Source organism: Xanthobacter sediminis (assembly GCF_043195015.1).
Taxonomy (GTDB): domain Bacteria; phylum Pseudomonadota; class Alphaproteobacteria; order Rhizobiales; family Xanthobacteraceae; genus Xanthobacter.
In genome coordinates this window covers 23,438-33,342 of sequence record NZ_JBAFWH010000024.1, presented here as the reverse complement: position 1 = coordinate 33,342, position 9,905 = coordinate 23,438, and the positions used below count along the sequence as shown (strand labels likewise).

Sequence of the window (9,905 nt, the reverse complement as noted above, 5' to 3'; positions counted from 1 at the left end):
GTTGGCCAGGCCGCCGAATCGACGATTACCGATTTTTTGAGAAGCTCTTTCGCCTCCATCGCATCCGGCGCTGATCCGCGAAACTTGCGCTCACGCGCCCTCGTCAACCCCGCCTCCGTCCTCCTCACGGTAGGGGGTCATGGAACGCATGGTCAGGACGCCGATCCGCTCCGGAAGCACGAAGGCGCGGATGTTGCCGAGATCGCCATTCAGCGGCAGCTTGAACACCAGCTCGGCGATCCATGCGATAAAACGCTCGAATCCGCTGCCCAGATTTAACCCCCGGCTCCACGCCTCGACAGCGGCCCGATCGGTCGGACTGAGCGAATCCAACGCCTCGCCGCGCGCCAGACGACAAAGGGTCTGCTCTCGACCATCCAACGCCATCCCCGTAGCGGCGTCGCCCGCTAGCGCCGCTGTGCGGACAAGCCGTTCGCGACCATGTTGGCCGGAGGCGCGCAACCGCTTCAAGAGCGCATCGCGCATCGCGCCCGGATGGACGCCAATAGCGACGAGCAACGGACCGGCGACGGCTGCCACATCGCGTTCTGCCAAACGGACCACATCAGGAGTGAGCATGTCCGATTGACCACTGGTCGCGCGATCACAGAGCGCCCACGCGGCAGCTTGCGCGCGCGGCCGGTGGGATCGCGAGCGATCGAGCCCAGCACTCTCGAGCGCCCATTCCATCGCGGGTATGACGCGAGTGTCGTCCCGGTTGGCGAGCGCCGACAAGGCAGCGCAGGCTACGAACGGGTCCGGACCCTCGGCTTGCGCGGCATCGAGCAGGGCATCGATCGCGGTGCCTGGCAAATCCTCGTAGGCGCCCAAGGCGCGCGCGGCGGCGCGCGCGACGCTGAACTTCGACCAAGATCCAACGGTAAGTTGGCTGGCGAAATTGCGCGTGTCACCCAGCAGCGTCACTAAGGCATCGACTGCCTCGGGCCAGCGGTGTTCCTCCATGAGGACCGCAAACGCCAGTCGGACGTCCGCGCTGTGATCACCGGCAGTCGCGATCAAGCGCACGCGTTCCGGCGCGGTGGCGTCGTCCGCAAGGACACGCAGGGCGCGGCGGCGCACGTCGTAGCGCTTGTGTCCCAGCGCATCCTCCAGTTTCACGCGCACGTTGGGGCCGCCGGCGATCAACATCGCCTGGATACCCAATTCACCATCCGCGGCGTCGTCGGCCGAGAGCAGTCGGCTAGCGGCCTCGTCGACGTTAAGGCCAGCCGCAGCCGCCAGACATGCCAATGGTCCGGTCAAATCGATCGAGGCGCTGGCGAGCGTCGCGGTCAGCAGGCTTCGATCTTCGTCGGATAGCGACCGCGCCACCGCTCGGATGTCGTCGCCTGCCAGGACGTCCAACAAAGTTTGGCCGACCGAGCGTTCAGCGCCCATGAAGCTCTGCACCAGCCGCTCAGCCCGCGCTCGGCGCGCTGCCGCGCCGTCCTCCCGCTTCGGATCGTCATCTAGCTTGGTCCTGAACAGGTCGTAGACCATCTCCAAGCGCCGGGCGAACGGCGCATGCTGGGACGCAGCGATAAGGTCAGGCACGGGATTGCCGCCAGCGTGGCGCGCGGCGATCTCGACGAGCTTGCCTCGCTGACCGGTACTGTCGACATCCGAACGGGCCAGCGCCTCGATCAGGGCGGCGCTCAGGGAGTCGTCCCAATGCTGTTCGGCAGCCCGCCAGGCTTGGTCGCGGACCCAGTCGTCCGCCTGCGCCAACAGAAACTCCAGCTCCGCGATTGGCGGTGCTCGGTGGGACTGGGCGATCAAGTCGCCCAGCGCATTGAGCAGACTACGGCGATGCGGATGGCCGGCGATCCATGTCACACCGTCCCGCGCCCGACGAAGGCGCGTCACCATCTTCATGCCCTCCCGGGCGTTGAAATACTGCTCGCTAGGCTCTTCGATGACGTGGTCGGCCGCGTCGGCGTCGATCGCGTGTTCCTCTGCCTCGTACAAATCCTTGGCGTAGCCCTCCAGCCAGGCGTCAGTCTCGGCCTCCGAGCGAGCAAAGCGCGCGATGGCGCGCTCGTAATCGGGCGCAGCGCCCGCCAAGGCGCCCGCCACGATGACGTCGATATTGTTATGCGGGCCGCCGGGGCCGGCGATCGAATCCAGCGCATCCCAAAATGCGTCGCCAAGATCGGTCGCCAGCCGGTCGAGCAAAGGGATCAGTTCGGAGTGATAGTCCCGATCCGAAAACGGCAACACCTCGCGGATGAACCGCTCGATCATCGTCTGTGTGCGGCTATCTTCGCGAAGTGCGGAGATGTCCTCGTCGACGAGATCAGGCGCGCGCCAGCCTTTTCGAAAAACCACCGCCTCGGTCTCGAGCCCGCCCTCAATCAGAATGCGCGCGAGCCGCGCCGGCGGATGATCCTCCGACCCGAACCGCTCCAGATCGCGCAGGGCGCGCTCGAAGTCGGCCCGCTTCTCGGCCGAGAGAGCAACGGCTTCGAGATGCTGATCCAGACGTTGGGTGGTGATCGGCGACAGGTTCAACTCAAGCTCTTCGACCTTCGCGCTCGCCCGCAGCACGTTCAGGCCAGTCTCCAAGCCCCAATCCTCCCCGGCTCGGTCCCACGCCAGCAGAACGTCCACGGTCATCGACAGTGTGCGCTCCGCATCGCGGGGAAGACTCATGAAAGTCAGCCGCAGCCCGTCTTCGACGCGAGGATGGTAGAAGGCCAGAGCAACGCCGTCCTGGCGAAGATTTTGGCCCGCCACCAAGAAGTCGATCAGACCGTCAATGTCGGGCCTGAGATTGGGATCGGACGACCTCAGGCGTCGGCCGAGTTTGACAAAGACGTGGCGGGCGACCGCGCCGCGCGCGCTCAACAGGGCCCAGATGACCGCGGCGGCCTCTGCGCCGTCCGCACCGAACGGTGCGATCTGGTCGGCGATGACCTTGGCGATCGCTTCGATCTGAGAGTCGGCCAGGACCTCCTCGATTTTGCGCGGCTTTTGCGAATCTTCCCGGCTCAGCGCTACCAAGAAGCGCTTCACCTCGTAAGGGCGCGTTAGCTCCTTGAGCGCGCGGTCACGATGTTGGGTCGCAAGGCGCCTGGCGTGGTCTCCAAGATCGGCAGCGATCCCATCGTAGATTTCGGCAAGGCGCTTCCGCCCATAGTCCTCGACTTCGATCGAGACGACGTAGGGCTGCAGCGCTTTCATCAGCTCGTGACCTGCGCTTTGCAGGACATCCGAGCGTGAGGTGATCAGGAATTTGCGCCCGGGACCCGCATTGTCGAGCAGCTTTGGAAGCTCGCCGCTCCACCGATCGGCGCCGGGCGTCAGACGATTGCCGCCCCAAGGATCGCGCAAATGAAACAGGACTGGATCGGCGCGGGTGAGATTGCGCCGAATGAAGCCCGGACCGTTCTCCTCGCCGATGACGTCGAACACCGGAGGGCCGTTCCGCAGGTCGAGCTCGAGAATGTCGGCGGTCAGGGTTTTACCAGTTCCCGACGGCCCCGCGATCACCACGGCATGCGCTTTGTCGAGCTGCGCCTTGATCGTGTCAAAGGACTTCGGTCGAACGTAGCGGTCCATGTCGCGCGTTGGCGCTAGCGAGCCGCCATAGCGGACCAGCACTTCCATCACATCGGATCGCGTCCACCGGCCATCGTGCGCACCCGCGATCCGCTGTCGGACCGCCTCGCGCAGATCGCGCGCGCAGTCATTATGTTTTGAGATGGGGACGTGGCCATGCTGCGTCAGCAGCGCGCCGATGCGGGCGGCGAGCACCTCACGGGTAACTCCCGTCAGCAAGACGATGCGGGGCGCCAGGGACGCCTGCGCCGCCTTGTCATAGCCGGCGCGCGCGTGCGGCGGGAGTTCATCGACCTCGGGAAAATCAAACAGATGAGCGCCCTCATGGGGCCTCAAGCCCTCCGCCGACGCTTCATTCGTCACGAAGACGTAGCGGCGCTGCATCTCGTCCTGGAGCATCGCCAATGGTCGGCTGCGCCTGCCGCCTTGATCTGCGGCATTGGCGTCCTTACCGAGAAGCACATCGGCGATGGCCGTCGTGGACCATGGCGAGCCCGAGCGGGTCTTGGCCTGCAGAATCAGGTCGAGTCGAGCGCCGAGCGCGGTCAACTCCAGCGAAGCAACGGCTGGATCTTTGACGGCGGCTTCGAGATCTTCTTCCGAGCGCGGCTCGATAACGACCTCATCGGTCACGGCCTTGGCGAGCATGAGATCGAGGGCGACCCAGACGGTGACCTCGATCTGATACTCATAACCCGAGAAGCCGGGATTGCCGTGTTTGCGACGCGACTGCGCGGGCGCCCCGCCGCTTGCTGCAGTGCGCCGACCGGCGGACTTGTGCCCCCCACCACGCTTCGTGCGCGGAGTCCGACTAATCATCGCTCCAGCCTCACGCGTAGCCTTCGCGCCCGCTCGCGGAAGGCGGCTTCACCGCCCTCAAGAATGTCGCAGACGGACTTGCGAATGTCCGCGCTCTCCAGTCCGCCCGCCACATAAGTAATCGGCGGCAGACCCCCAGAGAGATGCGGACCTGCGGCTGCGACAATGATTTGGTCCGCATCGGTGTTGATGACGAGGTTGGCGTTATGCGTGACTATGATCACCTGGCGCTTCGCCTTGGCCGCGATGAACAGCGCCACCAGTTCGTCGAACACCGACTTGGGATCGAGATTCTCTTCGGGCTGGTCGATGATCAGCGGGCGATCATCTGAATCATCCAGAGCGAGATAGAGCAGTAGCAGCACGATGCCCCGCGTGCCGGGCGAAAGCTTTCGGATGTCGACTCCATCGTAGGAGATCTCATATCGGACGCTGATGTGCTCGGTCCCGAAGAGCCAATGCGCGAACTGCTTCGACCACGCCCGGAATTCCGCCTGCTGCGTCGGCGCATATGGCGCATGGGATAACAGGTCCCCTAGATAGCGCCCCATGAACGCTGTCATCGCTGCTTGAACCTGGGCCGCCGTGCCAGTCTCCCATGCGGATTTAAGCGCGTCTGCGGCAGCGGTGATCAGCGAACCGCGGCCGTAGAAGGGGCCAGCCTTGCGTCTGTCAAGGAGTTCTTCCTCCGCTATCGAGCCCCAGGCTTGGACGTCTGCGATGCGGCGAACCGAGAAGCTGAGCTTGTTGAGCGTGCCCGACGACGATGCGAGCCGTGCCATCAGCGGCGCGTAGAGGGCGGCAAGTGCGTTCTGCTCGCTGATGATTGCCTCGAAGACGCGGCCATAGGCGTCATCCCGCTCGGCCTGAAGGTCCTTCCGGCGCGTGGCGGCGCCTTGTGCGTCGGTGAGCCGGGTCTCGAGCGTCTGGAGCGCGGAATTCTCCTGCGCAATGCGGTTGGTCAGCGCCGTGTATTGATCTCGGACCAGCTTGTCCGCGCTGAATAGCGCTTCGAGACGGGTCATTTCCGCCGCGATCGGCGCGAGCGGCAGCGCCGCGAGGTCCGCGCCGTCAGCAATCAGCGCGACGGCCGGATCGCCAGGCGGCGGCGGAACCCCATTGAGCTTGCGCGCCTCACCGTCGGCCCATGCGATGTAGGCCGTCAGGCTCTTGTCGACATCTCCCTTGTAGATCAGTAGGAATTCGTCCCATTGCTGGGCGCTCATGCCGCTATTGGCGTGTCGCGCCTGCGCCTGGCGGAGCATCTCCGGCGCGCCGGTGGCGCGCGTGCTCCGAACTTCGCCCTGGAGGGCGACGAAGGTACGGCGCTGGTTTCCGTAGGCTTGGATCTTGTTCCGAAGGTTCTGAGCCGCTTCGCTGAGCTGGGTGTGGCGGGCCACCTGCGCTTCCGTCCCCTTGACGACCAGCTTGGCACGATCGGCAGTGTAGTCCGCAATCAGCTTCTTCTTTTGTGCCACCTGCGTCGTCAGTGGGGCGACCAGGCTTTCCTTCTCGAACTCGGACGCGATGCGATCAGATATGTCCGAGATCGCCTCGGCTTCACGCTCGCGCGCCTGCTGGAATCGTGCGGTCTGCTGCTCCCTTAGCTCCGCAAAATCGATCGCCCATTCACGATCGTCCTGCGAATGCGACTCGAAGATCACTCGTTCGATCTCTTCGACGAGACCGTCCGAAACACCCTTCGCCGAGCAAAGCTCTTCGACAAACTGCTGGGAAAGATAGCGGGCGCGCGGGAACGACATGTGGCCGTTGGCGTCACGTCCGTCGAGTGAGCGCGTAACCGTCGCACCGCCGCCCCAGGTGAGCGTCGCGGTTGCGTTGCCCATCAGCCCGCGCGCCCGAGCCAGGAATGATGGACTGATGTTCTCGTCGGCTTCCCAGCCGGAAGGCGAGATCGCGTCGCTTCCCGCTGCGATCACATCGGCTAGGGCCGTCTTGCCTGAGCCGCGCGCGCCGATGATGGCGACGAGACCATGATTGAGGGGGATGTCAGGCGTGGTAGCCCAATCTGCATCGCCGATCTGGACGTGCGAGATGACCTGCGACGGCATGGCCGAGCGCGGCGGCTGCTCGCCGACATAGGCGCGCCCATCGGGATCGATGCACGCTTGGCGGAGCGCATCGAATTCAAGCCCGCCCTTGATCCACGAGAAGCGATTTCCGAATGGCGATGCCACGTCGTCGAGCTTGTGCGCGTCGCTCCCGTGCAGACAGGGTTTCAGCCCGCCATAACGCGCGCGGATTTCGTCGGGCCCGAGGTCTTTCTGACCCAACCAGAACTCGCGCTGCGCAGGGCTGCCCGCGAAGATCACATGGGCGAAGCCCTCGATCTCGCGTCGGATTGTCTGATCTGCGGCCTCCCGCACGCCGGACGTGCCGTCCGTCGCGCCGCCGGCCACCGCGATCAGGATGTTCTTCTTCGCCCATCCGCTTTCGGAGAAGACCTCGCGGAGCTGCTGGAAATTGACCTTGAACTGGTTGGCCCCATAGGCCAGTGCGGCCCGCTCGTCCGCTATGTTGGGATCGGCCTTCTTGCCGAGCCGGATGAGATCGGCCCGTGTGCAATCGAAACGATCTTGCATGACATTGAAATGCAGCCGCGAGAGCAGACGCCGCAGCTCGTCGAGATGCTGCGGATCCTCCGGGCTGACGAACAGGTGGAGATTGACAAAGCCCCCCTTTGCCGTCGCCACGTCGAGCCGGAGTTCCACATTGGGAAAGACCAGCTTGGCGCTGGGCAAACGCCCGGCCGCCTTGTGCCGCAACACCTCCTCGTAGGTATCAGTCACGTAGTAGTCCGTGACCGCGATTGCCTCGATGACCGGCTTGGCCTGCTCAAGCGCGGTCAGATAATCGCCCCAAGCGTTCGGGCCGCTGAACTGATTGTTCATGACCGTGCCTGGCGCGTGGATATGCGGTTCCCATCTCCGCCATTCTGACCCTCTGCTGAGCATCGTTTCCCCCTTTCCCGGCGGCTATCTTGATTTTTCCGCAGTGTCCGTCCGCAGCGCTCCATTCCAAAGACTCGACAACGGCGCCGCCGCTAGCCTGTCGCCGAACGGTACGACATCTGCGCTGTCGTAGAGGACGACGCCAAAGGCAAAGCGATCTCCGCACGCTTCGGCCAAGGCCCGCAGACCCCCGAAATCACCGGCCTTAACCGTCGCGCTCGCCTTGACTTCGATGCCTGCGATCATCCCGTCGTCGCGTTCCAGCACGATGTCCACTTCGCGCCCGTCCCGATCCCGAAAATGGTGCGGCGTCAGGCGCAGGTCCGAGGCCGTCATCAGCTTCAGAACCTCCGCGAACACGAAGCTTTCGAGCAGCGCGCCGAACGTCCCGCGATCCGCCTTGACTCTGTCGAAGGACAGACCGCGCACAGTGGCAAGCAGGCCGGAATCGAGGAAGTGCAGCTTCGGCGTCTTGACGATCCGCTTCAGGGCATTGGTATACCACGGTTGCACCGTCGCGATCAGGAACACCTGCTCAAGCAGCCCGACATAACGCTGCCCCGTCTTGTGGCTGACGTTGATGCCGGCCCCGAACTGCGAATAATTGACCAACTGGCCGGAGTGCTCGGCCAGCAGCCTGACGAATTTCGGAAGTTCCGTCAGTTTCTCGACGTCAGCGATATCCCGCAGATCGCGCGTCAGCACCGACGTGAGATAGGATCTGGCCCAGTCCTGCCGCCGACGCTCGCTGTCTCGACTGATCGCTTCGGGGAAACCGCCGAGCAGGACAAGCCGGGTAAGATCGTCGCCAAGGATTGCTCCCCGCTGGCTCTGGAGCTTTCCTTCGAAGAGATGCTCCAGGAAAGTTGGCGTCCGGCCTTCGATCTCCGCCCTTGCGAGCGGCAGCATCTGGATGGTCTCCATCCGACCGGCCAGGCTGTCGGCGACTCGCGGCAAAGTCAGGACATTCGCCGAGCCGGTCAGCAGGAAGCGACCCGGCCGATAGTCCTCGTCGACGGTCTTCTTGATGGCCAGCAGCAGGTCGGGGGCGCGCTGGATTTCGTCGATGATGGCCCGGTCGAGGCTGCGGATGAAGCCGGCAGGGTCGGATTGGGCGGCTTCAAGGACCGTTTGGTCGTCGAGCGTGATATAGGTCCGCCCGGCCTCTCCCATTTTTCGGACAAGCGTGGTCTTGCCGGCGCGGCGTGGGCCTACGATCAGGACCACCGGCGTATCAGAAAGGGCTTCCTCTGCCCGTCGCTCCACAAACCGCTCGAACATGTCGTCTCCGAATCCGGAAGAATGGAACTATCGGCCTCGGCTGATTGGGAGTCAATGGTCCGCTAATCGGAAGTATATAGGCCGCAATATGGAAGGCTCGGAGGGGAAAGTCTTCCCCCTGGTCGGCGTCGCTGTCACCGACACCCCCCCTTCAGCGGGGAGCCCCCCGCAACGCCCCCTTTAGAGTGAGAGTGCGGACCGGGTTTGCCGTGACGGGTTGAGGGCTGGGAGAGAGGCTTCCGGCGCCCGTCGCGGAGATCCGCGATGTTCAAAAAGACCACTTCGGTGCTCCCCGGCCAGGACCGGGCGAGCCTCTATGACGAAATCACCGGAAAGATCATCGCCGAGCTGGAGGCGGGCCGACTGCCCTGGGTCCAGCCCTGGGGTACGGCGACGGCGAAGGCGCCGCTCGCCATGCCGAAGAACGCCGCCACCGGCCGGCAATATTCGGGGATCAATGTTCTGATCCTCTGGGGCGCGGTGATCGAGCACGGATTCCCTGCTCAGAGCTGGCTCACCTTCCGCCAAGCACTCGGGCTTGGCGGCAATGTGCGCAAAGGCGAGCATGGCACCACCGTGGTCTATGCCGACCGCTTCACGCCCGAAGACGAGAAGCGCCGAGCGCGTGAGACGGGCGACGAAGCCGCCGCGATCCCGTTCCTGAAGCGGTTTACCGTCTTCAACGCCGCTCAGTGCGAGAACCTGCCGCAGGAGATGGCTGCCGTGGCGCCGCCCCCGCCGCCGGATCTGATCGAACCCCGGGTCGAGGCGCTGATCGCAGCGACGGGCGTCGATTTTCGCATCGGCGGCAACCGCGCCTTCTACGCGCCGGGGCCCGACTTCGTGATGGTCCCGCCACCGCAGGCCTATTTCGAACCGATCAACTGGCATCGCACTGCTCTGCACGAGTTGGGGCACGCCAGCGGCCACCCCTCCCGTCTCGGTCGCGACCTCACCGGCACGTTCGGCACCAAGAAATATGCGTTCGAGGAACTGGTGGCGGAGATGAACGCCGCCTTCTGTTGCGCCTCGCTCGGCATCGTGCCGACCGTCCGGCACGCCGATTACATCGGCTCTTGGCTTGAAGTGCTACGCGAGGACAATCGCGCCGTCGTCCGTGCCGCCTCTCAGGCCAGCAAAGCGGCCGACTGGCTCCTCGGCTTCCTGCCCGACGCGGATAACGCTGCTAAAGCTCCAGCGCGGGCTGCGTGAAGCTCGCGCTCTTCCCGCTCACAACCATCCGAATGCACGGCTTATGCGGAGTTGAGATCC

4 protein-coding genes are annotated in these 9,905 nt (G+C 64.4%); 1 reads left to right on the top strand and 3 read right to left on the bottom strand.

Features of this window, described 5'->3' with window-relative positions; all coding sequences use genetic code 11:
- Window positions 1-90: 90 nt before the first annotated feature.
- Genes V5F61_RS19660 through V5F61_RS19650 form a run of 3 tightly spaced genes read right to left on the bottom strand, consistent with a single transcriptional unit; the run spans window position 91 to window position 8,633 of the window.
- On the bottom strand, window positions 91-4,380 hold the full coding sequence (locus V5F61_RS19660) for an nSTAND3 domain-containing NTPase (RefSeq protein WP_393990444.1): 4,290 nt from the start codon (window positions 4,378-4,380) through the stop codon (window positions 91-93).
- The gene (locus tag V5F61_RS19655; RefSeq protein ID WP_393990443.1) at window positions 4,377-7,355 is read right to left on the bottom strand and encodes a TrlF family AAA-like ATPase; all 2,979 of its coding nucleotides are present in this window, start codon (window positions 7,353-7,355) and stop codon (window positions 4,377-4,379) included. Before V5F61_RS19655 ends, V5F61_RS19660 begins: the two co-directional genes overlap by 4 nt.
- 21 nt (window positions 7,356-7,376) lie before the next feature.
- A complete protein-coding gene (locus V5F61_RS19650; RefSeq protein ID WP_393990442.1) occupies window positions 7,377-8,633 on the bottom strand; it encodes an ATP-binding protein in 1,257 nt (418 codons plus the stop codon).
- Window positions 8,634-8,897: 264 nt separating this feature from the next.
- Between V5F61_RS19650 and V5F61_RS19645 the strand changes: the two genes are divergently transcribed.
- Complete coding sequence (locus V5F61_RS19645; RefSeq protein ID WP_393990441.1) at window positions 8,898-9,845, top strand: ArdC family protein; 948 nt, start codon at window positions 8,898-8,900, stop codon at window positions 9,843-9,845.
- The last annotated feature ends 60 nt before the right edge of the window (window positions 9,846-9,905 follow it).